The 26248-nt window shown below is 41.1% G+C and carries 16 protein-coding genes and 2 pseudogenes; 6 read left to right on the forward strand and 12 right to left on the reverse strand.

Features of this window, described 5'->3' with window-relative positions:
* Positions 1-32: 32 nt before the first annotated feature.
* Positions 33-1205: a circadian clock protein LdpA gene (gene ldpA / locus VB732_RS25880; RefSeq protein WP_323233748.1), complete on the reverse strand. Its 1173-nt coding sequence runs from the start codon at positions 1203-1205 to the stop codon at positions 33-35.
* 135 nt (positions 1206-1340) lie between these two features.
* On the opposite strand from ldpA, the gene VB732_RS25885 reads away from it, so the two are divergent.
* Positions 1341-5678 carry a PAS domain-containing protein gene (locus tag VB732_RS25885; RefSeq protein WP_323233749.1) on the forward strand — a complete coding sequence of 1446 codons (4338 nt, stop codon included), beginning with the start codon at positions 1341-1343 and terminating at the stop codon, positions 5676-5678.
* Positions 5679-5680: 2 nt separating this feature from the next.
* Positions 5681-7303, forward strand: a complete 1623-nt coding sequence (locus tag VB732_RS25890; protein WP_323233750.1) for a response regulator — start codon at positions 5681-5683, stop codon at positions 7301-7303.
* A 25-nt stretch (positions 7304-7328) separates the two neighbouring features.
* On the opposite strand, the gene VB732_RS25895 is transcribed toward VB732_RS25890, so the two are convergent.
* The 5 genes from VB732_RS25895 to lepB form a co-directional block, all read right to left on the reverse strand.
* The gene (locus VB732_RS25895) at positions 7329-8714 is read right to left on the reverse strand and encodes a response regulator (protein WP_323233751.1); all 1386 of its coding nucleotides are present in this window, start codon (positions 8712-8714) and stop codon (positions 7329-7331) included.
* Positions 8715-8977: 263 nt separating this feature from the next.
* Positions 8978-10804: an EAL domain-containing protein gene (locus VB732_RS25900; protein WP_323233752.1), complete on the reverse strand. Its 1827-nt coding sequence runs from the start codon at positions 10802-10804 to the stop codon at positions 8978-8980.
* A complete protein-coding gene (locus tag VB732_RS25905) occupies positions 10801-14457 on the reverse strand; it encodes an ATP-binding protein (RefSeq protein WP_323233753.1) in 3657 nt (1218 codons plus the stop codon). The genes VB732_RS25900 and VB732_RS25905 overlap by 4 nt, the downstream gene beginning before the upstream one ends.
* Before the next feature lie 739 nt (positions 14458-15196).
* The gene (locus VB732_RS25910) at positions 15197-15979 is read right to left on the reverse strand and encodes an MOSC domain-containing protein (protein ID WP_323233765.1); all 783 of its coding nucleotides are present in this window, start codon (positions 15977-15979) and stop codon (positions 15197-15199) included.
* A gap of 169 nt (positions 15980-16148) precedes the next feature.
* On the reverse strand, positions 16149-16790 hold the full coding sequence (gene lepB / locus VB732_RS25915; RefSeq protein WP_323233754.1) for a signal peptidase I: 642 nt from the start codon (positions 16788-16790) through the stop codon (positions 16149-16151).
* Positions 16791-17226: 436 nt separating this feature from the next.
* Between lepB and VB732_RS25920 the strand changes: the two genes are divergently transcribed.
* Positions 17227-18546, forward strand: coding sequence for a dihydroorotase (locus tag VB732_RS25920; RefSeq protein ID WP_323233755.1), 1320 nt, complete (start codon positions 17227-17229; stop codon positions 18544-18546).
* Between the two features lie 256 nt (positions 18547-18802).
* Positions 18803-19978: a patatin-like phospholipase family protein gene (locus VB732_RS25925; RefSeq protein WP_323233756.1), complete on the forward strand. Its 1176-nt coding sequence runs from the start codon at positions 18803-18805 to the stop codon at positions 19976-19978.
* Between the two features lie 651 nt (positions 19979-20629).
* Here VB732_RS25925 and tsaE read toward each other — a convergent pair.
* Both tsaE and VB732_RS25935 read right to left on the reverse strand, forming a co-directional pair.
* Entirely contained in the window at positions 20630-21085 is a 456-nt protein-coding gene (gene tsaE / locus VB732_RS25930; RefSeq protein WP_323233757.1) for a tRNA (adenosine(37)-N6)-threonylcarbamoyltransferase complex ATPase subunit type 1 TsaE, read from the reverse strand.
* 128 nt (positions 21086-21213) lie between these two features.
* Positions 21214-22602 (reverse strand): gluconeogenesis factor YvcK family protein, encoded by a 1389-nt coding sequence (locus tag VB732_RS25935; RefSeq protein WP_323233758.1) that lies wholly within the window; start codon positions 22600-22602, stop codon positions 21214-21216.
* A 174-nt stretch (positions 22603-22776) separates the two neighbouring features.
* On the opposite strand from VB732_RS25935, the gene ruvC reads away from it, so the two are divergent.
* Positions 22777-23268, forward strand: a complete 492-nt coding sequence (gene ruvC, locus VB732_RS25940; protein ID WP_323233759.1) for a crossover junction endodeoxyribonuclease RuvC — start codon at positions 22777-22779, stop codon at positions 23266-23268.
* Between the two features lie 94 nt (positions 23269-23362).
* Positions 23363-23494: pseudogene (locus VB732_RS25945) on the forward strand (ATP-binding cassette domain-containing protein); the annotation flags it as partial.
* Here VB732_RS25945 and VB732_RS25950 read toward each other — a convergent pair.
* The 4 genes and pseudogenes from VB732_RS25950 to VB732_RS25965 all read right to left on the reverse strand — a co-directional run.
* Positions 23486-23646 (reverse strand): annotated as a pseudogene (locus VB732_RS25950) (IS4 family transposase); the annotation flags it as partial. The pseudogenes VB732_RS25945 and VB732_RS25950 sit on opposite strands and share 9 nt — an antisense overlap.
* 66 nt (positions 23647-23712) lie before the next feature.
* Positions 23713-24756: an agmatinase SpeB gene (speB, locus tag VB732_RS25955; protein WP_323233760.1), complete on the reverse strand. Its 1044-nt coding sequence runs from the start codon at positions 24754-24756 to the stop codon at positions 23713-23715.
* Between the two features lie 584 nt (positions 24757-25340).
* Entirely contained in the window at positions 25341-25559 is a 219-nt protein-coding gene (locus tag VB732_RS25960; protein WP_323233761.1) for a hypothetical protein, read from the reverse strand.
* A 119-nt stretch (positions 25560-25678) separates the two neighbouring features.
* Complete coding sequence (locus VB732_RS25965; RefSeq protein ID WP_323233762.1) at positions 25679-26035, reverse strand: hypothetical protein; 357 nt, start codon at positions 26033-26035, stop codon at positions 25679-25681.
* Positions 26036-26248: the final 213 nt, after the last annotated feature.

The following is a 26248-nucleotide window of genomic DNA, read 5'->3' on the forward strand; positions in this document are numbered from 1 at the left end:
ATGCTTAACTAATGCTTGCTCTCCCTTCCTTGCTATGATTTGATCTGGGAAACGAGAGAATGGGCAAGTTCTACGGCTTGCCAAAGTAATACTTCATCTTCTTCTAGGCGAATAGTTGCTTTCACATTAGTCTTACTTACCTCCTTATTCTCTAACTGTTCGAGAATTGGTGACAGCAGTACACGGGCGTAGCTACCGTAGGCAACCCCGGCGATGTGGGAGTGCTGAGTGCTGTTAGCGGTAGCGGGGCGTTTAGCCCGTGCTGAGTGCTGAGTAATACAGTCTTTCTCAGCACTCATAACTCGGAACTCAGCACTCTTTAACAGTCCCATTGTCTTTAACTTAGTAACGGTATAGCTATTTGTGCCGCCTGCTAACTGCACATATCCCGGTAGTTTCGCTGCCAAAACTTTCTGTCCTAGTTTTACTGTGGCTATAGTAGTGCCATCGCCAATATCGCCACTCATAGAACGACCGTCGGTTTGCCAAATTAAAGTACTTTTGGGTGGGGAAATCAGGTCGTACACTGCTCTTAGGTAGTCAGTCATCCCCTCGCCATCGGGACAGCTAATAGCTAGTACCTTTAATTGGTCAGCCCACGGTGAAATTGCCTGCCACAATCGCTGAAATTCTGCCAACCGCCCTACTTGTGTATGGATTTCTACGGCATCTACTCCTGTTGACATTACTAATGGCGCGATCGCTCCTGGCGTTGTCACGTATGAAGCTGTATAAATTATACTGTATGGACAAATTGGGATGCAACGACCGCAGCCATAACACTTTTCGGAAACTACTCCCGAATAGTCTTCTTTGATACTGTCAAACACGATTGCTTGTGCTGGACAAATCCGTTCACAGGGTCTAGGGCAATCTTTAGGACACTCAGTAGGATTAAATTCTGCTTTGCGAAAATGCGGGTCTTCTCCATCATTTAGGCTGACCATCAAAAAAGGCGAGTTGCCTTTGTAGTTAAAACCTCGCTTTTGGGCATCCTTGGCTAGAGTTTTAGCTACTTGCAGCCCTGATTGCGCTGCTGTAATCACTGCTGGATCAGCTGCAACATCTATGCAGTCAGCGCCCGCCAAGGTATAGGCTAAGGTCAAATTTCTAACTGCCGGCAAATGCTGGAAGCTGGCTCCGCAGATCAGCTTGAACCAGTTACCATGTTTGAGAGATTGTAAAGGGACGAACAGATCAGTCACACTTCTATTATGCGTTTATGCGACTAAAAATAGTAGTCTGCGATCAAGAAAAAGTCCTGATTTCCTGAATTGGGTATTATTTGCTTATTAATTCTTCTACTCCACTCCCACAGCTTTCTTAGGAGGCTGATATACATGACAGCCAATCCAATAACTGTATTTTTTGTAGAAGACTCTTCTGAAGACACAGCTTTATATCGACGCTTTCTGGAGTGGGACGATCGCTACACTTATGATATTTACGAATTTGAGTCTGGAAATAAGGCACTACAAGTATGCCTTGGGAAAATACCGGATGTGATTTTGTTGGACTACCGATTACCAGATTTAGATGGGCTGGAATTTCTCACCAAGCTACAGAAGCAAACTTCCAGCAGTCAAATATCAGTAATTATGCTGACTGGACAGGGAGATGAAACAATCGCAGTCCAAGCTATGAAAAATGGGGCGGATGATTATCTAGTTAAGGGAAAACTGACCCAAGAAAATTTTTGCCGAACGATTCATGGAGCGATTAAGCATAAACAGCTAATGCAGCAGCTAGAACAACAGCAGGAACAACAACGCCTAGTAGGAGCGATCGCTCTCCATATCCGCAAATCTTTGCAGCTTTCAGATATTCTTACTACCAGTGTTCAAGAAGTCCGTCAGTTACTAAGTGCCGATCGGGTATTAGTATATCAATTTACTCATCTTATGCACGGTTGTATCGTATCAGAGTCAGTGTTATCTGAATGGCAACCAAGCTTGGGACTAGAAATTGAAGATACCTGTTTTCAAGAAAGTCAGGGGGAAAAATATCGTCAAGGAAAAATTTGGACGACTACGAACATTTATGAAGCGGGTTTAAGTGAGTGCCATCTTCAATTATTAGAACAGTTTCAGGTAAAGGCGAATTTAGTTGTCCCCATTCTGGTAGAGAACATCGGGACTTTAGCAGTTGAACTTTGGGGGCTATTTATTGTGCATCAATGTTCTGCTCCCCGTCAATGGCAGACATTTGAGGTGGAATTGCTTAAACAACTGACGGTACAACTAGCGATCGCCATTCAACAAGCCCAACTCTACCACAACCTCCAAAATCTCAACACCGAGTTAGAAGCCAAAGTCCAAGAACGCACCGCCAAATTGCAAGAAAGCGATCGCCGATTCCGCGCTATTTTTGATAACACTTTCCAATTCACCGGACTACTAACGCCATCTGGTATTTTACTGGAGGCGAACCAGACTGCACTAAGTTTTGGCGGACTTCAGCTAGAAGATGTGATCGATCGCCCTTTTTGGGAAGCACATTGGTGGACAATTTCACCACAAACTCAAGAAGAATTAAAACAAGCGATCGCCCATGCTGCAAAGGGAGAGTTCGTTCGCTATGAAGTTGACGTTCTAGGCGCAAATAACCGAGTAGCAACCATCGATTTTTCACTGCGTCCACTTCAAGATGAGACAGGTAAAGTCGTTTTGTTGATTCCAGAAGGGCGAGATATTACTGAACGCAAAGCAACAGAACTCGCCTTGTCTGAGCGTGAAGTGATGTTGCATTTGATTGGAGATAATTTGCCTAATGGTGCAGTTTATCGGGTGATCCGCGAATTGGATGGTAGCGATCGCTTTTCCTACCTGAGTGCGGGGATTGAAGGATTGACGGAAGTCAAGGTAGAAGATGCACTCAGAGATTCATCTCTGCTTTATCGCCAGTTTATCCCAGAGGATATCGGCCGACTACAGGCAGCCGTTGAAGAGTCCCGACTAAATCTGTCTGTTTTTGATATTCAACTACGAATCCAAACACCTAGCGAGCAACTCAAATGGTTACATTTTCGTTCTACGCCACGCCAGTTTAAGGATGGGCGTGTGGCTTGGGATGGACTAGTGGTGGATGTCACCGACCTCAAACGGAATGAAGAAACCTTGTGCAAAAGTCAAGCTCTGCTAGAAGAATCACAGCGAGTTGCTCGCCTTGGTAATTGGGAGTTTGAACTTGCCAGTGGCAAAATTAGCTGGTCAAAGGGGCTTTTTGATCTCTTCAATCGAGAACCCGCACTTCTTGAACCGAACTATGAGGAAAATCTGCAATTGTATCACCCTGAAGATGGGCAGAAATTGCACCAAGCTGTTGAGCGGGCGATCGCCACTGGTGAATCCTACAAACAAATTCTCCGCGTCCCCCAGAATGGCTCTAATCGCTATTTTGAGGGGATTGGACATGCGGAATTCAACGCCGATGGAGAGGTGATTCGCCTTTATGGTACTGCCCAAGATGTCACCGAACGGGAAATTGCGCTACGCGATCGCCAAAAAGCGGAAGAAAGACTACAATTAGCACTTGAAGCTTCTGGGGATGGTTTGTGGGACTGGAATATTCTTACTGGAGAAATATATTACAGCCCCCGCTTTTTAGAAATGCTCGGATACAGCTTTGATGAACTTCCACAGGATTTAAGTACTTGGGAGCGATTAGTTCATCCAGACGATCTACCTTGGGTTAAGGAAATCTTGGCAGCCCACCTCAAGGATAGTTCAGTACCCTACAAATTTGACTATCGATTCCGAACCAAGTCGGGCGAATGGAAATGGATTGCCAACTACGGTAAGGTTGTCATCGAAGATGAAGAGGGTAATCCTTTGCGGATGACTGGTACTCATCGGGATGTTAGCGATATCTACGACGAGCTTCGTTTACGAAAACAAACTGAAGCAGCCTTAGCTAAAAGTGAAGAACAACTAAGGCTAACTTTAGAATTTAACCACATCGGTATTTGGGATTGGAATGTGGAAACAGGGGAAGTTATCTGGAACAACAACCATTTTCGTTTGTTAGGTTTAGAGCCAGAAACATCAGCAAGCTATCAGCTATGGCGCAATTGTGTTCATCTAGAGGATGTTGACCGAATTGAACAGGCTGTATTAAATGCGTTGGCAGAACATAGTAATTTTGAAGATGAATATCGAGTAATTTACCCCGATGGTAGTGTTCACTGGCTCACCGGGAAAGGGCGCGGCGTTTGCAACGAAGCAGGCGAAGCTGTGCGGATGCTGGGCGTTATTATTGATATCAGCGATCGCAAGATTCTAGAGCGAGAACTGGCTCACAAACAAAAGTTATTAGATACTTTCATCAATAGCGCACCCGTTGGGATAACCATCATGGATCGGGATCTCCGTTTCTCATTCATTAATGAAGCATTAGCAGAAATTAATGGCATTCCCGTAGCCGCGCATATTGGCAAAACAACGTGGGAAATTGTCCCTGATTTAGCATCAAAGCAGGAGCAAATCTTTCGTCATCTTTTGACAACGGGTGAACCGATTCTGGATTTGGAAATCAGTGGAGAAACTCCAAAACTCCCCGGTGTAATTAGAACTTGGCTGGCTTCTTATTTTCCGATTCAGTCTGAAACAGATGAACCTATTAGTATAGGCATTGTTGTAGTTGAAATCAGCGATCGCAAACGCGCTGAACAAATGTTAGAGTTGCAAGCGGTAATTACCCGCAACATGGCTGAGGGAATTTGCCTAGCTCGGATCGCAGATGGCGTGTTTGTCTACGCCAATCCTAAATTTGAGCAAATGTTTGGCTATGAACCTGGTGAATTAATTGGTAAGCGTGTGTCCATTGTCAACCGTGGAGACGAACACACTACACCTGAAGAAGTTAATCAGGCAATTACCGCTACTGTTATTCAGCACGGTGAAGCAACCTACGAAGTTCATAATGTTAAAAAAGATGGCACTCCATTCTGGTGTCGGGCGACTAGTTCCATCTTTGAGCATCCTGAATATGGAACCGTCCTTGTCGCTGTCCAACAAGATATCACCGAGCATAAGCAAGCAGAGGAAAAAATCAAAGCCTCTCTCAAAGAAAAAGAGGTATTACTTAAGGAAATTCACCATCGGGTGAAGAACAATTTAGGAATTGTCAGCAGTTTACTGCAAATGCAATGCCGACGCACACAAGATCCTGTGGTGACAGCTATTTTGCGCGATAGCCAAAACCGCATTGCCTCCATTGCCCTAGTTCATGAAAAACTGTACCGCTCTGAAGACCTCTCTGATATTGATTTTGCTCAATATATTCCAGATTTAACAACTCATTTATTTGATTCATATAACGTCAGTTCCAGCCAAATTCAACTGAATATTCAAGTTGATGACGCTAGCCTTGATATTGAAACAGCTATTCCTTGTGGCTTGATTATTAATGAATTGGTTTCCAATGCTTTGAAATACGCTTTCGTTGGTAATCGCGGCGGAAAAATTGAGGTTAAGTTTTATCAAGAATCGGAGTCGACTTTGACACTGATTATTCGAGATAATGGTATCGGTTTACCTGAAAATTTTGATAGCAGAAAAGCTAAAACACTCGGTATAACCCTTGTTCAAGGTTTAGTCAAGCAGCTAAGAGGAAAACTCGAAATTGAATCTCACCAGGGAACACAGTTTAAAATTACTTTTACAAACAGCCGGATATAAAAATGATTGGCATCCCGTCGAACACCAAAAAAGGGACAGCTAGAATCCTTGTTGTTGAAGATGAATATATTCTTGCCATCAACTTACAAGAAAGTTTAGAGTCTCTAGGGTACACTGTTTTAGGTATTGCCGATTCCGCAGAAGAGGCAATCGAAAAAGCATCTAAGTTACGCCCAAACTTGATTTTAATGGATATCAGGTTACGGGGTGAAATCGATGGTATCCAGGCATCTGAGCAAATTTGGCATAATTTGCAAATTCCTGTAATTTACCTCACAGGTCACTCAGATCAAAGTACTGTAGAGCGGGCAACCCTGACATCCCCCTTTGGATATATTCTTAAACCCATCAAAGAGCAAGAACTTTACGTTGCCATTCAAACAGCACTTAATCGCTACGATCGCGAACAATTTTTGAGTTCTGTGTTGCGGGGAATGGGCGATGGGGTGATTGTGGTCGATCTTGAGTTGCGCGTCAAGTACCTAAATCAGGTAGGTGAAGCATTAACAGGGTGGCAATGGGATGAAGCCAAGGGACAGATGTTAACAGAGGTGTTAAAACTTGTTGACGAACAAACTCATCTCCCTGTCCAAAATCCAATTATCAAAGCCCTCCAACAAGAAACGACTATCTATCTAGACAGTGGGATTCTACTAATTAGTAGAGACGGGAAGACTAGACCAGTAGCCGATAGTGCTACTCCCCTGAAAGACAACAGTGGCATGATTACAGGAGCCGTACTAGTTTTTCGGGACGACACACAACGACGGCTAACTGAAGAACGCAATTTCGCCGTGGAACGTGCCCAACAACTAGAAATTCAAGTCACAGAACTTCAACGGGTGAACCAGTTGAAAGAGGATTTTCTCGCCACCACTTCTCATGAAATGCGAACACCCTTGTCAAACATCAAAATGGCAATCTCCGCCCTAGAAAATATTCTTGACCGACAGGGAAGCTTAAATTCAAACGAATTTTCTCCATCTGAATCTGTAGTCCGCTACTTAAATATCTTGCGTGACCAGTGCGAACAAGAATTGGAGCTAGTAGACAATTTACTGTATATCCGCATGATTGATGCAGATGTCTATCCATTGGAATTAACTTCAATTCAACTCCAATACTGGCTACCTCACGTTGCCGAGTATTTTGAAGAAAGAGCTAGAGCTAGGCAACAGACTTTGCAAGTTAATGTTTTGCCAAATTTACCACCTTTAGTTTCAGACTTGCCTAGCCTGACCGAAATTGTCTCAGAGTTACTTAACAATGCTTGTAAATATACTCCGCCTGATGAGCAGATTATGGTAGATGTTCAGGTAATCGACACCCCCAAAAGTCTCATCGATGAGAATGCTGAATCTGGTGGATTAGCTAATTTTCCAGTTTCCCACGTTCAAATTAAAATTAGTAATTCTGGGGTAATAATCCTTAAAAAAGAACAATCTCGAATCTTTGAGCCGTTTTACCGAATTCCTCAGAGCGATCGCTGGCAACATCGCGGTACAGGGTTAGGTTTAGCATTAGTGAAGAAGTTAGTCGAATATCTTCAAGGCACTATTGAAGTTACCAGTTCTCACGGCTGGACAACGTTCACAGTTCTACTACCGTTAAGCCTATCAGAGTGATTATTAACACAACGTTTGCTATTGGCTAACGAGGCTGCTCGATGGGAATTTCGATCGCAAACTCTGCTCCTTGCCCAATAGAAGAATTGCAGGTAATATTTCCCCGGTGTTTTTGAACGATAATCTGATAGCTAATAGATAATCCTAGCCCGCTACCTTTGCCTACAGGTTTTGTGGTAAAAAATGGGTCAAATAAACGCGATCGCAACGACTCTTCTATACCAGGGCCATTATCTGCGATCGCAATTTTGATCGTATTCAAGTCTGTCACCTCTGTGTGAATCTTAATCTGGGGAGTAGGAAGGAGCCACTGCGGTTTTGGGGTTTCTCCAAGTGCAGCAACTTGCGTGTCTCCCCAAGTGGAATAACTGTTATCAACTGGTGTTAAGGAATAAGGATTAGAAGATTGATTCCCCAATTTCTCTTCTATTGCATCAATAGCATTATTCAATAAATGCATGAATACTTGGTTTAGACCACTTGCATAACAAGTTACTAGGGGTAAATTACCATAATTTTTGACTACAATAATTGCCGGGCGGTCTGTTGATTCCCTAAGTCGATGTTGTAGCATCACCAGAGTGTTTTCAATGTCTTCATGGATATTTACCCGCTTCATCTCTGCTTCGTCATGCCGAGAAAAGTGTTGTAGCGCCAAGACTATTTCCCGGATGCGATCGGAGCCTCTATACATTGCACCTATAAGATTTTGCAAATCATTAATCACAAAATTCAAGTCTATCTCTTTGGCTATTTCCTGAATTTTGGATGTAGGTTTTGGATATTCTTGTTGATAAACTTCAATCAGATTCACTAGGTCTTGCACATATTGACCAGCATATTGGAGATTACCATAAATAAAACTAATGGGGTTATTAATTTCATGAGCTAGCCCAGCCACTAACTGCCCCAGTGCTACCATTTTTTCATTCTGAATTTGTTGAACTTGAGCGGCTTTTAAGTTGTCAAGGGCATTTTGTAATAAAAAGTTTTTTTCTTGCAGTTTAACTTGGAGCAAGCGTAAATTAATTTGATTTTCAATTCGTAATACAACCTCTGCTCCATGAAAAGGTTTGGCAATATAATCTACACCACCGACATCAAAGGCTTTTACCTTATCTACAACATCATCTAGAGCGCTGATGAAAATTACTGGAATTTGGGAAGTTTTATCGTCAGCTTTTAGTTGTTGACAAACTTGATAGCCATCCATATCTGGCATATTGATATCTAGCAAAATTACATCTGGTAAAACCATTTGACACGCAGTCAGCGCCATTTTACCGTTTAAGGCTTTACGAACTTCAAAACCTTGGGCAGTCAACATTGCCGATAAAAGCCTTAAATTATCTGGGGTATCATCGACTACTAAAATATTTCTTTTATGATGGTTAGTTTGATTAAAATGCATTATTATCAAAAACTATGCGTATATTTATTTAGTATAGTAAATGCTTCTTTGAAATCACCCTGAGATTTGTTGATTAAGTTCACCAAAATAGTTATATTTATAGTTTAACTCCCACTGTAGCTGAGAGGATTGCCAACCATGAAAACTCTGGCCATTTATGAGTTTTATGAACTTAAGAGGTTAGTTATAGCAGTATATTAGATAGCACGTTCAAATTATCTAGACCAGCGTAAATCACGAGAATTTGACCTGCTACTTGATAGCTACCATTGAGGTGCTGCGGCAAGTAATTGAATAACCAATTGTTGTTCTATGGGTTGAGAAAATAGATATCCTTGAGCAAAATTACAGTTTAAACTTCTCAACTGGGCTAATTGTTCTTGTGTTTCAACGCCTTCAGCGATCGCACTCATACCCATTGAGTTGGCAATACCAATCATCGCTGGTACTAATTCCATATTCTCTTGCATCCGTTGAACGAAAGATTTATCAATTTTGAGCGCATTTAAAGGAAAGCTATGCAAGTAACTTAAAGATGAATATCCTGTACCAAAGTCATCCATAATCAGCTTGATTTTCCGCTTTTTTAGTTGTTGAAAAATTATTTTAATTGCATTAGTATTTTCCATAATTACACTTTCTGTAATTTCTAATTCTAAATATGCAGGATTTATTTTGGTTTCATAAATTATGCGATCAATTTGTTCTACAAAATTCGGTTGCAAAAATAATCTGGCACTCAAATTGACACTCATCGTTAGAGGTTCTGGTGTTACTGGGTGATTTTGCCAGATGCTTAGTTGATAACAAGCTGACTTTAACACCCAAGTATTTATAGCATTAATCAAGCCTGTTTCTTCTGCCACAGGAATAAATTCTACGGGCACAACCAAACCGCGAATTGGATGTTGCCAGCGTATCAAGGCTTCAAATCCAGAAATTCTGCCTGTTGTTAGAGAAACAATTGGCTGATAGTAAACAAGAAATTCTTGCCTTTCAACAGCCCTTCGTAGGTCATTTTCTAACTCTAAAAGCTGAATAGCTTCTTGATGCATCGCTGGATTGAAAACATGATATTTGGCTTTTCCTTGAGCCTTGGCTCGATACATTGCCGTATCAGCATCACGCAGTAAATACTCTGGAAGATCGTAATCTTTATTACCCCAAGTAATACCAATACTGGCATTCATAAATACTTCGTATCTTGACAGTTTAAAAGCAAGTGATAGCTGTTGCAGAATTCTTTCAGCAACTTGGATTGCAATATTAATATCTGTGATATTCTCTAAAAGAATTCCAAATTCGTCACCGCCCAATCGTGCTAGAGTATCAATAGGTATCAAACATGCTTGCAGACGATGAGCGATCGCTATGAGCAACTCATCTCCCACCAAATGACCAAGGGAGTCGTTAATAACTTTGAAGCGATCGCAGTCTAAAAAAAGCACCGCAAACTGATAACTAGATTCTTGCTTGGCTCGGTTGAGAGCGTTCTCTAGTCGCCTCATAAACAAAACTCGGTTTGGTAATCCAGTCAGTGAATCATGCAGCGCTATATCTAGCAGTTGACTTTGCAATTTCTGGCGGGAATTGATTTCTTGTTGAAGTTTTTGCAGGGCTTTTTCTAGCTCTCCAGTTCGCTCTTTTACCCGATATTCCAATTCAATATTTAGTTTTAATATTTCTAATCGTGCCGATCTCAATGCCAGTTGATTTTGCACCCGCACTAAAACTTCTTGAAACTCAAAAGGTTTGGTAATGTAGTCTACACCACCTACCCTAAAGGCTTTAACTTTGTCAAAAACATCATCTAAAGCGCTAATAAAAATCACCGGGATATCGGCTGTTAGCTCCCAAGCTTTAAAGGTTTGACAAATTTCATAGCCATCTACTTCTGGCATCATAATATCGAGTAAAATCAGGTCTGGCAGAAGTGTTTGAGTTGCTGTCAGCGCCATTTGCCAGTTTAAAGCTTTCCGAACGTTATACCCTTCCCTTGTCAATATTGAGGATAAAACCCGCAGGTTATCCGCCATATCGTCAATGATCAAAATATCTTTTTTATTAGGGTCTAAATGTTCGTACTTCATTCTACGTTTTTTCTAGTTAATTCCATAATTTTCTCAAACTGGTAGTTATTTGCTAAATCCCTGAGAGCTTGGGAAACCTGAACATTATCTGCGGGAATTTGCTGGATTAACTCTAAAATTAGTTCATCACTACAACTGGCTGCGGCATAATGGATCTTTTGCAGCCAATCGGCTGGCATTTGCGATAAAAGGTTTAGGAGTTCAGCAACACTGACAAATATCTGTGTAGCTTGATCGGTAACTGCTATGTTTAGATTTTCTACTTGGTTGGTATACTTTACACCCAGATGTTGGCTCAGTTTTTCCAATAATACTTCTTGTGTGAATGGCTTGCGAATAAAATCGTCACAGCCAATAGACAAAATTTTCTGGCGTTCTTCTTCAAAGGCGCTAGCTGTGAGGGCAATAATAATCGTGTGTTTGTTGTAACAATTTTGCCATGCCTCAGAAATGTCGGTAGGGAAAGCCAAGGGTGTTGGCGATCGCAAAATAGATGTATCATCAGTATCATTTTCCATAACACCAGTTATTTCTGATGTAAGAGAGGCTTTCCATAGAATTTCAGAGTCACCCGAATCAACTCCTCCGTTAAGGTGCTGGCTCCCCGATGAGGCGAGTTGTTTAAATTTTGGGAACCTCCGCAACGTATTGTCTACACCATGTCCTATTTTTTTACCTTTAATCATTCTTGTAGCTTCATAACCGTCCATCACAGGCATTCGCATATCCATAAAAATCAAGTGTGGTTGCCAAGATTCCCAATTTGCAACTGCTTCTTGCCCATTTGCTGCTTCTCTAACTTGAAAACCCAGAGAAGTGAGAATTTTAACTAGCAACAAACGGCTTTCTTGGGAATCGTCAACTACTAAAATCCGGTATGCTTTTTCAGTAGCTACTAAAGCTAGAGTTTGGAATTTAATTTGGTGCGGTGGTATTTCTCTGGGACAAGCTAAAGCGATTTGAATATCAAAAGTGAATGTACTACCAGTACCAAAAGTACTGTTAACGCTAATATTTCCCCCCATAAGTTGCACGTATTTGCGGCTAATGGCTAAACCTAACCCCGTCCCTTGCTGCGATTTTCTACCGATTTCGGTTTGCTCAAAAGCTTCAAACAGCAAGTCAATTTCTTTTGGGGTAATACCGCAGCCAGTGTCTTCTACCTCGAAGATTAGGGATTGGGGTGAAGAGGCAGAGGAGCAGGGGGCAGGGAGCAAGGGGGAGAATGAAGAATTACTTTTTTCTTCTTTCCTCTCGGTTCCATGTTCACCAGTCCCCAGTCCCCAGTCCCCAGCCCCCAATCTCACCCGTAGCGTCACTCTCCCTGTATCAGTAAATTTGATGGCATTACCCAAAAGGTTGAGCAAGACTTGACACAGTTTATTTTCATCTGTTTCTATGTATTGAGGAATATTTTGTGGGTATTCAAAGATTAATTCTAAATTTTTAGATGCAGCCCGCAAGTGCAACATCTCTTCTAAGTTTTTCAATAGATGAATTAAGTCGAAACTGCTGAGATTTAAGGTGATTCTGCCAGCTTCGATTTTAGACATTTCGAGAATGTCGTTAATTAAGTTAAGTAGATGTTCGCCAGCCCGATTAATAATTGCCAAGTTTTCTTGATGTTCTTTAGATAGAGAATAATCTTGGCTCATGACTTGGGTGAAACCAAGAATGGCGTTGAGTGGGGTGCGTAGTTCGTGGCTCATGTTAGCCAGGAATTCGCTTTTGGCGAGGTTGGCGGCGGCGCTTCGTGCTGCTTCCCGAATGGCTGCTTGTTGTTCCTGTGCGGCGATCTTTTGCGATTGAATCAGTTCTTCTTGAGTGGTTTGCAGTTGCTTAATAAGTTCCTGGAACTCTTCAGTACGTTTTGCAACTTGAGCTTCTAAGGTGCGATTGTATTCTGCTAATAATTTTTCTGCTTGTTTGCGTTCGCTGATATCAAAAAAGGTAGCCATCGCAAAAGCCAAATTTCCCGATTCATCATAGATAGGCTTGCCTAAAACTTCAATGGGAATAATCTTGTCAAGATGACGAACTTCCATATCATCAATCCTGGTGCTTTCTCCAAGCAATGCTCTCAAAATTGGTAGGCGATCGCTAGGGTAAAGTTGATCTGTCCCGTTAAGGTAAGCTTGATATACTTCTGACAATTGCTCGGCGTTAACTTCTGCGTAGACGCGTAGCGGCTTGTCTCCTTGACCAAGAATTTGCTGCCCAATATGGTTTGTATAATAAGGTTCACCTTCAGCATCTATAATAAATATACCCACTGGCATAGCTTCTAAAAATTGAGTTAGCCGACTCTGACTCTTAGATAGAGCCTCATTTAAAAGTTGCATCTGAGCATTCTTCGCTGACAAAACACTGAAGGATGTTTGCAATTGCTTTGCCATAGTTTCAAATGATTTGGCTAGTTCCCCCAACTCATCGGAGCGTTGAATTTCGGGTGTTTGCTCCCATTCCCCTTGAGCAATTTTCTTGGCTGATGTATTTAATTGTAAAATGGGCTTAATTACCCAACGAGCAGTCAAAACCCCAATTCTTGTAGCCACCAACAAAGCAACTATGCACAATAAAATGGTGATGCGGGTATTAGCATTAATTTGCTCCATAAACTCGCCTTCAGGAATCACCGCTACGATTAGCCAATCTAAACCTAGTTCGTCCCTCCAATTTTTTACTTGCACAAAATAACGCATTCCATCGGCGCTAAAAGTTAGCTGTTGCTTCCCCACAACAAACCCAAGACTACCAAAGCGTTTTTTTAAAGATTCAGTTGTGAGCCGAATTAAAGGATTTTTACTTTCTAATCCTGATAGACGTTTGATTTGACCATTAATGATGGTATATGGTCGCTCGCTAGAAGAAGCCACTATTAACCCGGAACGTTCTAAAATAAAAGTTTTACCCAATTGTTCGGTGTTTAAGTTGGCTAAAAAGCTGCTGATTTGCGACAAAATTAAATCAACACTAATTACCCCAATAAGTTTGTGAGTTTGATCGTAAACAGGATAGCTGGAAGATATCGATAAAATTTCTGGTTTATCTTCCCATTGATAAATTTGACTCCAAACGGGTTTACCTGCTTCGACTGCATCTGTATACCACGCTTCTGTCCGAGGATCGTAATCTTTGACTTGCTGAAGCTGGCGGCGATTTCCCTTCAAGTCTGAATTATAAATAAAAAGTTTCCCCATGCCATGCTTTTGACTAACTTCATTAATCAATAACTCGCCATTATCTAAACGTTCAATACCGATAAATTCTCCTTTGGGGTTGGCAAAACTGTTGTAGCCAACATTGAAAACCTGCATTTGTTTCCAAAAGTAACTTCCGGTGGTTTTAAAGTCAGAAAGGTTGAGCAACCCTAGTTCAACCGCGTCTAAATTGATTTGATTTATTTGCTTCGGAGCTGTTAAATAGTTATTAAGATGTTGTTCAATGCGATCGCAGATTTCATTTTCTAATTGAGTAGCAAGCTGCCTTACCGCTTTTTGCCCATTTTGATACGAAAGATAGCTCACAAGCCCCACCGCTCCAAAAATTTGCAATATAAAGGGGACAATCAGAACATACTTGAGAGGCATCTTGGCGTAAACTTTGCCAACTAAGCGATTAAGAGATTTGACGGGCTGAAGTTTGGATAACATTGTTGTTTAATTCTTCCCCAGCATATATTAGAGGCTTTTTTGCTACTTCAGCTACATTTTATACTAGAATTTTTATAGTGTGTCATCACTTTGACTATGACATCTCTCAATACTTCTTGCATAAGTACTCTTCACACATAAACTTAATTCAGTAATCCCGGAAAAATACTTTTTTCATTTGAGGAAAGGGGGTTGGGGAGTGAGATTTTTGGTTACTGAATCGATGGTTTAAAAGTGTAATTTGGAAATTGATTTTAGAGAAAATGGTAAAGGATGAATTTCAACTCTTACTCTTTAACCAAGAAGTATTGTGACATTCTTGAAAAAATTGAGTGTAAAGAAAGCATTAAGAATATAGTTCGTATACTTGCCTGACTAGTTAAGTTTTTCAAACCCCCAATTTTAAACTTTGCATAGGTGCAGCCCGTCATAGACATCCGGCTTAAATTTGCTTAGTTTTATCTGGCAATGTATCAGTACATTTCATCGGATAAACTGAAATTTAACCGATCAGGTACAGTATGCCATTCAAAAATTCAGGTTGCCATTAACACCCAATCCTAAATTTCATTTTTAATTGCTCAGGTCTTGATTTTTTGTTTCAAAACCTCTGAAATTGCACAAAAACCTATATTTAACTACAACAATTTTAAAATTGTCATGCAAACACACAGTAAAAACAAAAAAAATCCAAGAAAATTTACTTAGTGTTTTTTATTATAAATAAATGTGAATTTTATTATATAAATGTGTCAATTTTATCGCCAATTTGTAAAATTTTTCCGGCTGAGGATTGGGGCAATTGGGTGTTAACACTCAATCTGTAAAAGTGATTAAAAGGCGATGAAGCAACCCAATTAGGTAGAGTTGCTTGTCGTTGGGTTGTAAAGATTTTTTGAAAGTTGGGGTAAGCTTCACCTAAGTAAGAATCGCGTGTTGGAACTATACAACGCTGGCATGGATTAGCCCCAAAAAAGTCTACACCTCCGACTCGAAAAGAGACTAAATCACCTTGTTCACTAAATAGCTGATCTTCCCAAAATGCTGGTACACCATCAATTTCGATATTGGCACGCATTCGACGGCGCATTTCATCTACACTTAAACCAGGAAACCAAGAAGCTACTTCTGTCAAGGTTGCTGTACTAATTACCGTTGGGCCTGGTGAGTGTGTATCATCAGGAAACCCCATCAGAGAGTTTTGCCTGAATGTGACAGCAAACTCAAAATAATTACTTAAAGCTGCTTCTAAGGCTTGCCGTTCGTCATCCAGATGAAAAGTTTGTTGGAAGTCAATGCCTGGGATTTGTAGCGAGATAGTTCTATTTAAGAGTGCAAATTGCACCCTTAGTAAATGGATTTTAGCATTACGCTTGCCATTGACAAATTTACCCTGTTCGTCAAAAATAGCAAACTCGCGGTCATGCTGTAGTGCGCCACTGGGAAGAACTCCAGCGCTCTCAACTTCAACAGCATCAAGAGATTTAACTGGATACAGTAAAATCTTGGCTAGGTAAGGCATCATAACAATTTTGGATTTTGGATTTTGGATTTTAGATTGGTTTAACAGTTCCTAATCTAAATGGGACTTACGCAAAACCTATACGGTAAGAGCAAAACCCTGTGGGTACTCCGATTGTTTGCGTAAGTCCCGTAAAATCTAAAATTCTTTTGTGATTAATTTTGTTAATTTATGGATATACTGGCGATTTATCTATTCCCCCGATATGATTTAGTGGCCAGAAGCGAACTATAGCCCGTCCAATAATATTCTGGCGGGGGACAACACCCCAGCAGCGCCCATCGTAACTATTGGCGCGATTATCACCTAATACTAGGTATGAATCATCTGGTATAGTCTGGGGTTTTGCCAAAAAAGGTGGTTGTGCGCCTGATTGACAAACATCAATAACTGTGCTTTGCCCAGAACCGAGATAATTAGTTTCTGGTAGCGGTTTGTTGTTAATATAAACTTTGCCATCTCTCAGTTGTATTTGTTCTCCAGGTAAGCCAATTACCCGTTTAATAAAAGCATCTTGATATTGTTCTTTTTGTAGCTCTTTCGTAGGTGAAAATACTACGATATCTCCGCGTTGAGGATCGGCAAATCTATATTTCAACTTATCGACAATAATTTTGTCTGCCTCCCACTGGTTTGGCGTACCATGCAGAGTTGGTTCCATCGATCCAGAAGGAATCCAGCGTGCTTCAGCAACAAAGGTACGAATTCCCAGAGCCAGAACAATACTTAATACAATTGTTCTACCTAGCTCTGCGATCCAAGAATTATCAGGTTGTTGACTAGAGTTATTATCAGACACTTGGTTTTGCATGAAATTACTGAACGGAAGGAAAGATGTAGGTAATTAACTCGCCTAGTGAGACTTTATCTATTAATCTTAACGGGAAAAATTTAATTTTCTAGTTATGTTCGCATCTTGACTACCAATTTTAGATTGTAGATTTTAGATTTTGGATTGGGGATGTTTTATTTTGGTTATGACTCGCCCTCTGGTGGGCGAAACCAATTTCCAATTCCCTAGCTGTGTCCTTTATAGGATAAAGCCAATCCCAAATCTAAGTTGCCTTAGAAGCCTACCAGCAGGTGCGACCTAAAATCCAAATATTGATTGGCGAAGTTCTTCATAGATTTAAAATAAACTTTTTTTTTAACAGGCGGCAAAAAATTTAACACTAAGAACGCGACTAAGTTTAACCTAAAATCATAGTTGTCTGTAATATATATCTCCTTGTGTGAACATTAGTCCTATGTCATCTTCAAAAAGTTTACTGATTCGCCACGCTCGCATAATTTTACCCAATGGTGAACTGATGATTGGGGATGTGTTGACGCGCGATCGCCAAATAGTCGAAGTTGCGCCAGAAATCTCCCAAACAGCACTAGCCACTGAAATTGACGCAGAAGGGTTAACTTTGTTGCCAGGAGTTATCGATCCGCAGGTACATTTCCGCGAACCTGGACTAGAACACAAGGAAGATTTATTCACCGCCAGTTGTGCCTGCGCTAAAGGCGGAGTCACTTCTTTTTTAGAAATGCCCAATACGCGCCCCCTAACAACGACACAGCAGGCTTTAGACGACAAACTACAACGGGCCTCACAGAAATCCTTGGTTAATTATGGCTTTTTTATTGGGGCAACAGCAGAGAATCTCCCAGACTTGCTTTTAGCCAAGCCAGCATCAGGAATTAAGATTTTTATGGGGTCGATGCATGGTCAATTGCTGGTTGATGGTGAAACAGCATTGGAGGCGATATTTGCTAAAGGCGATCGCTTGATTGCCGTTCATGCCGAAGACCAAGCTAGAATCAACCAACGTCGCCAAGAATTTGCCAACATCCACGATCCAGCCGTTCACTCGCAAATTCAAGATAATCAAGCGGCGTTGCTGGCAACCCAACTGGCATTAAAACTTTCTCAAAAATATCAACGTCGTTTGCATATTCTCCATCTGTCAACTGCCGAAGAAGCAGATTTGCTGCGTCAAGAAAAACCTAGTTGGGTTACAGCAGAAGTAACGCCACAGCATTTGGTGTTGAATACCAGTGCTTATGAAAAGATTGGTACTTTAGCACAGATGAATCCACCATTGCGATCGCCCCACGATAACGAAGTTCTTTGGCAAGCTTTGCGCGATGGCGTGATTGATTTCATCGCCACAGATCATGCACCCCACACCTTAGAAGAAAAAGCTCAAGAATACCCTAATAGTCCTTCGGGAATGCCTGGGGTGGAAACTTCCCTAGCTTTGATGTTAACTGCGGCAATGGAGGGAAAGTGTACTGTTGCCCAAGTTGTGAACTGGATGTCTAAGAATGTAGCTGTAGCTTATGGTATTCCCAATAAAGGAGCGATCGCACCTGGTTATGATGCCGATTTAGTGCTTGTAGATTTAAACACATATCGTCCAGTCCGGCGCGAGGAACTTTTAACCAAATGCCGTTGGAGTCCTTTTGAAGGCTGGAACCTTACCGGCTGGGCTACAACCACCATCGTTGGCGGTGAGATAGTTTATGACAAAGGTCAGGTAAATACGCTAGTACGGGGTCAAGCTTTAACTTTCTTGTAGAAATATTTATTTAATATTACGTATATATAAAGAAATATATATCAAAGCCATACTTGAAATGGCAAGATTTTCACCTATCCATAGTTGAGACTAGACCAATGTGGTTTGATTAAAGCTAAGAGGCGAAAATCCTTGTTTTTCTTCAATACCCTTTCGTTAAAAGGGTATTGAATTGTCGCCATATCAGAAGTTGCAACTTTCCAGAAACTATGCCTAAAAAGATAGTTATAGAAAGAAATAATCAAGGAGAATTGCTATGTCCTTCAAAATTTTAGCTTTAGACGGTGGCGGTATTCGTGGAGTTGTCGCAGCAAAAATACTTCAACAAGTAGAACAAGAAATTAGAAAGCAGGGGAAAGGGAACTCCTTACACGAATATTTTGACCTAATTGCTGGCACTTCTACTGGTTCAATATTAACAGGAGGAATTGCTGTCGGAAAAGAGAGTGATGAACTTATTAAACTCTATACAGATAGAGGTAAAGACATATTTCCGCCCAATAGAAAAGAGTACTATAAAAACTTGCCATCTATTATCAAATCAATTATTGATGTATTCTCAGAATCTAAGTATTCTCATGATGGAATTATTAGCGTCCTTAAAGATGTGTATAAATCCACAAAAATAAAGGATATTGAAAAACCTATTATCTTAATTCTTGCTTACGATACCCTATATCGAAACACTACCTTTTTTACAAACTGTCATCCCGATTTAGGAGATAGATGGTACGATGACTGTTATTTATGGGAGATATGTACCGCTTCTGCTTCAGCTCCTACTTTTTTTCCACCATATAAATTAGAACCTCGAGATAAAGATAAATTTGGTGATTGGGAATTTCCTCATATTGATGGAGGGGTTTCTGCTAACAACCCCTGTCTTGCAGCTTTGAGTCTACTTATGAGGATCAGTCAATCTTCAGTTTCTCCAGAAATTAAACAAAGATATAAACTAGATAATCTGAAATTGGAAGATATTTCTATCCTTTCTATTGGCACGGGTCAAACTGGTAAACCCTATCAATATAAGCAAATAAGCAGATGGAGAGGCTTAGACTGGATACAAAATTTGACTAATATCTTTATGGAACCGACATCTGAGATTGATAGTACGATTTGCCGCCAAATTATGGGTGGATACGAATCTAAACGTTACTTACGCCTTCAGTTTGAATTAAATGAAACGTTCAAGCCTAAGCCAAAAGAAACTCATAAAGATCCTCGTATTGTCTTACCTCCAGAAGATCGAAAAAACCGATTCACAGGTAAAAAAGTCACTGAAGAAATGGATAACACTAGTCCAGAGATTATTCAGCAGTTAATAGATACTACTTCTGCATTCATTGATCGAGGTCTTACGTACTATACAAGAGACGCTTCTGGCGCTCCGATCAAAAAGGCGATCGCCTCTTTTATTAAAGACAACTAGTGCATTCACGTAGGCATATTAATGCTAACTAATATAGGATAAATATCTCGTATTTCTACGATAATTATGTAGAAATACGAGATGTTTTATTTAAAGTTAATATCGGTGTTAATTACAGATGTCAATAAAATAATTTATTGCTATTAAAAATTACTTGAATTAATTTTTAAACATTTCATAAATCAGTATTATTGTGTATATATTATGACTTTGGTTCGAGTATAGTGGATATAAGGAAAAGTTAAACAACTTCTATAAAACTTGATGTAGTTTAACTCTTATCTACTAGCTTTAGCCGCTAAATAATCCAGATTTGTTCTTTTAATGACAGTAGAGAACCAATCGGGTTAAATCAAGCTGACTAAGTTCTGCAAAAACTCTTATTTAACCCAACAACAGTTTAGATTTTCTTAATTCATCCACTATATAAATCAGTTAAAAACTGATTATTGCAGCAATAAAGCTGTTAGTTACAGAATTTTTTCATTTATTTTGGCTTGAGATAAACAACAATGTTAGTAATTGACAGTGGTGAACGTGGTAGTGGCAGATAGAACGAGTGTGGAATTCTCCCTCGACTATTAGCAGAAATTTTTTTAGTATTGCGACCTAAAAAAGTGAACTCTTTCGTACATCGGTTGGGAGATGAGCTTAGATAGCAGCAATGGCTTCGCTCAGGGCACAATTGAATGGTATAAGTTCAACTTGACGAGTGCCACTATTCTCATAAGTCAAACTTAAGTTTAAATAACTATCTGGTTTGTAGGGCAATCTTTCCGCCCATTCAAGCGCCACAATTCCTGGTATGACTTCAACCCCTTCCCAATAACTTTCTAAGTTCAGGGCTGCAACTTCTTGTGGTTCTAAGCGATATAAATCTAGGTGGTAAAGGGGGAGCCGTCCCTCAGTGTACTCATTAATCAGGGTGAAAGTGGGGCTGACAATAGGTTCAGTAATTCCCAAACCTTTGCCAATACCTTGAACTAGGGTAGTTTTACCAGCACCTAAATCACCTTCTAGTAAAATTACGCTGCCAGGAGTCAGGGATTCACCGAGAGTAATACCTAAGCGTAGTGTTGCCTCTGTATCTGCAAGAAAAATTTTCATAATTTGGGAATGGGGCATTGGTTATTCACTAATGACAAATTTTCATCTTCCTTAATTTTGAATTTTGTTAACGCATTGTAAAGCCTTCTCTTTCAGAGACGCGAACGCTTAGAGCGAGTCCGCGAGCGTCATTTTGAATTTTGAATTCCCCGAAGGGACTGACCTTTACCGTACCACCGCAATAATACTTGTGCTAGTTTCTGCGGATTGTGACGGACAAAACCCGTCTCATCTTCATACAAAACATTAGCTGCAACAATCCTTCGCCCTAACTGAGTGACGGCTTCTCTATCTAGAAAAACGGGGTGGGAATTTTGTTCGGCGTAGCGGATGAGTGATTGCTCTGAGGGGGATTTTTTGTGGATTAACACAGCATCAAATAGCCGTCTTTGCCCACAAGCAGCATCAATTGCTCTAATGTGATCTGCAACAGTGTAGCCTTCAGTTTCTCCTGGCTGAGTCATGATATTGCAGATATAAATACGGGGGGCATCTGTTTGAGCGATCGCATCGGCAATTTCTGGTACTAATAAATTAGGAATCAAACTTGTATAAAGGCTACCTGGGCCAATAATGATGTAATCAGCTTCTTTAATTGCCTTAATTGCTGCTGGTACCGCCGGTGGATTATTGGGAATGCAGCCAATTTTGACAATTTTCCCTCCAGCTTTGGGAATGCTAGACTCCCCGTCAATACGACGACCATCGGCTAATTCTGCCCAGAGGCGAACATCACTGAGAGTTGCTGGTAGTACTTGTCCCCGTACCGCTAGCACCTTAGAACTGGCTGCAACTGCTTGTTCTAAATCTCCAGTAATATCACTCATTGCCGTTAAAAACAAATTACCAAAACTGTGACCCGTTAACCCATCTCCAGCCCGAAAACGGTATTGAAACAATTCTGTTAATAATTTTTCTTCGTCTGCTAGTGCAGCCAAACAATTGCGAATATCCCCTGGTGGTAGCACTCCAAATTCTTGACGCAACCGCCCAGAAGAACCGCCATCATCGGCGACGGTGACAATAGCAGTAATATTAGCGCTGTAGGTTTTTAGTCCCCTCAACAACGTAGAAAGCCCCGTACCACCACCAATTACTACTATTTTTGGGCCTCGGTACAATCGATGATGTGCTAGCAAGACATCGATGAGTTCTTCTCCCCCTTCTGCCCTTAGTACCTTAGTAATTGAGCCGACAGTCCGAGTTTGCCCCCAAAGCACTAACAGCAAGCCGCCAAGCAGTACCAAAGGGCCGCTGATATAGTTGGGTAAGATGTTGGTGATTACTCCCAAAAAACCCCTAACCAACTCAAACATCCAAAAAATCGGGGTCAGCTTAATCCAAATAGCTAACCCCAAACTCGCCAGCAGTACACCTCCAACACTGATTAACAACCAACGTTTTACCGATAGTCCGGGGGATAACCATTTGAACCACTGATTAACCCGATAGGAAGTACGAGAACGCGACTGCTTTTGCAGGGCGTTGAGGGCTTGTCTGAGAAAACCAATTGACATACCTGATTTACAGCAGTGCTACAAACAATAATTTACAGAAAATGTACACCACTTGGTTTAAAACATGAGGCGTGAAACTATTATATTTGTCTATCCCATTAGACTAAGAGCTAGTGGTCAAAATTGCCAGTACTTCTAGTTAAACAATACCCTGGCTTTGTAAAAGTGAATTGAATGGAAAAACGAATTTTAGGATTAGATCCCGGACTGGCAACTTTAGGGTTTGGGGTAATTACCTGCACACAAATTGCCAAGAAGGTGCCAGAAACTACAGTCAATATGCTGGATTTTGGAGTAATTAAAACCTCAGCAGGTGTAGAAATGGGGCTGAGGCTATGTACCTTGTTTGATGATTTACATACCGTGATGGAAGAATTTCAACCAGATTTGGTTGCGATCGAGAAACTATTCTTCTATCGGATGTCAAATACAATTCTGGTTGCACAGGCGCGGGGTGTACTGATTTTGGTGTTGGGCCAGCGTCGTCTTCCTTATGTAGAGTTTACCCCAGCTCAAATTAAGCAAGCTCTGACGGGGTATGGTAATGCGGATAAGTTAGATGTGCAAGAGGCGGTAGCGCGGGAGTTAGATTTAGATGAAATTCCCAAGCCGGATGATGCTGCGGATGCTTTGGCGGTAGCTTTGGCAGCTTCGTATCAGCTGTAGGTGTAAAACGAGATTGCCAAGGTATTGAATTGTTCAACTGGTGAGCTTTGAGAATTTGAACCAGATGATAGTGATGGGAACGTTAACTACTTGTTTAGCAATGGTGGGATTCACAGAAGCGGCTGACCTTTCTGGTGGGATGAAACAACGAGTTGCGATCGCTCGCGCCCTTTCCATCCGTCCCCAAGTTTTGATTCTCGATGAACCCTTTGGGGCATTAGATGCCACTAGTTTTAACTAATCCAAACAGCTTTTGATGTTCCATAAGATAAGGAACAGCGTCAGTGGCATCACCACGGAGAACAGCGAAAAATGGTATAAACAACGAAACACCATTTCTGTAGAAATTCAGTCTAAAGGTTGGTTGAGAGCGATCGCCTTTAAAGAGTACAACTAGGCGCTGCGGTAACGTTAGCGAGTTATCGAGCGCCCGTGGGAGCGTCATTACGAATTCTGTTTTGATAAATCCATCAAATTTGCCAGCTTGTAAACTACCCGCGCTCCAACATTACCATCCCACTCGGCATCACCGACTTCACAGATATCAAAGCCAATAATTTTTCTCCCACTCTTGACTAATTCCCGGAACAGACAAAATGTTTGCTCTAATTCCAACCCACCTGGAACCGGAGTACCTGTACTGGGACAAAGTTTTGGATCTAAACCATCGACATCAAAGCTAATGTAAACAAACTCAGGTAAATGACTGATAATTTCTCGGCATAGATCAAGCCAAGTTGTTCCAGAGTAGAGCTTTTGCTTAATGGCTGGGTCGTAATATGCAATAATGCGACTGTCAGATTCGTCTATCAGTTGCACTTCATCGTGACTAATATCACGCAAACCCACCTGCACTAGCTTGGAAATTTGCGGTATTTTCATTGCATTAAACATAATCGACGCATGGGAAAATTCAAATCCCTCATAACCATCGCGTAAATCTGCGTGGGCATCAATGTGCAAAATGCCATAGTTGGCGTAGTTAGCCGCTAATGCTTGGAAATAACCTAACGGTGAACTGTGATCCCCACCAATAACTGCGACTCCCTTACCCTTATTAATTGCTTCTTGGCAATTGTCAAACAGCCATTGATTTACCTGTTGTCCAGCTTGATTAATTTCTCTGAGGACAGGTGTTAAATCTGGTGCATCTGAGAGTTCTTTGCCTTGGGCTAATCGCTCAATAATTTTTGCTGCCAAGGTGCGGTAATATGTATTTTTTTCTAAAATATCTTGGGGAATTTCTACCATGAAAATTCCCTGCTTCCAACCATTAGGGTTATCGAAATCGAATAAATCTAGTTGAGTCGAAGCATCAAGAACTCGCTGGGGGCCATTAGCTGTGCCCGCGCCATAAGAAACAGTGACTTCCCACGGCACACCAAAGACAATCAGGTTTGCAGATTCATAATCGCAGGGCAAACCTAAGAGGTTGCCATTTATTTCACCTACGCCGCTAGGATTGTAGTCTTGTAGTTGATTAATCATCGATTATCTTCTGGATTTACGTGGATAGACAGCACGCCGCCTAGTGGACATCTGCATTGTAATCAAAATTTTTCATAGACGGTTAACTACAGCGCCTCTATTACTTGGTCGAAATTGCGGTGATATATCTGTTGGCTGTAGTCCTGCGATTCTTTGTCTGACAAGTGGGGTGATGTCCACGACTGGCTACGCCTACGCCCTTTTTGCTCGACAATTGGTGTAATATCATGTTCGGCAAATCACTTAATAATATGTCATTGCGAATGCAACGAAGTGGAATGAAGCAATCGCAAAGGTTTGGGATTGCCGCGCAACGCTTGCAATGACATAAGTATTAAGTCGAACATGATATAAAAAGGTGGAAGCATCGAGTTCAGAGGTGGAGCGATCGCATGATTGCTCAATCTTACGACTTAGGAGACAGTTCAAAAGCCATCTGTGAACGATAAAAACAGACATCGAATTCCACGAAAAAATTCATGCGTCCTAAAAGTAACGACACATCATGCTTAACGTCAGAGGTTGGGACTGCATCAATATCTCCAAACACATCACGGCTTTCAACGAAGATAAATCTTTGTGAATTAAGCATCGTTTACCTGTTTGTCTTGTTCTAGCAGTGCAGCTAGTTTATTAGCAGCTTCATGAGAATTATAGGGAGACCACACATTATAGGTGACTCCTGGCTGTAACGATAATGCTTCTTCTTCGGTCGCTAGTTCTTGAACTAAAAATTGCATGACCTTGAGTTTATCTGCACGAGATAGCTTGTGTAAGGCTGGGAATAAATCTGCTGCGCTCATATCAAGTTGAAGATAACGGCTAAATACTTTTTATATTTTTACAACTACTATAAGGTGATTACAAAGTTTGTGGCGTAGGCGTAGCCCGCCGCAGGCATCGCTATTGGTCAATTCTCAAATTAAAACAAAGCGATCGCCTTTTTTGCTCGATAGTTGGTGTAAAAAGGTTCAAGCTTCGAGTTCAGAGGTGGAGCGATCGCCCTTTTTACTCGACAGTTGGTGTAAAAAGGTTCAATATTTGAGTTCAGAGGTGGAGCGATCGCCCTTTTTACTCGACAGTTCGTGTTCAGAGGTGGAGCGATCGCCCTTTTTGCTCGACAGTTGATGTTCAGAGGTGGAGCGATCGCTCTTTTTGCTCGACAGTTGATGTTCAGAGGTGGAGCGATCGCCCTTTTTGCTCGACAATTCGTGTTCAGAAGTGAAATGGTAAGGTTTAGAGGTCGAGTGTAGAGGCGGGGAAGACTGCAATTATACATTACCTCAATGCAACCCTTGATACAGGCTACATTATTAATTAGCTTAATTTCTCTGCTGCGCGTCCAAGCAGCAACTCGTCGTCAGGCATAGCCTCTGTAAAACCCAAAATGACTAACGAAGAACTGCTGCAAATTATTGAACAAGCTGCTAGAGACAAGGTGACAGAATTAGACCTTTCTTACAAGGGCTTAACAACGCTGCCACCGGAAATT

This window comes from Nostoc sp. UHCC 0252 (assembly GCF_034931145.1).
In the GTDB taxonomy this organism is placed as follows: domain Bacteria; phylum Cyanobacteriota; class Cyanobacteriia; order Cyanobacteriales; family Nostocaceae; genus Nostoc.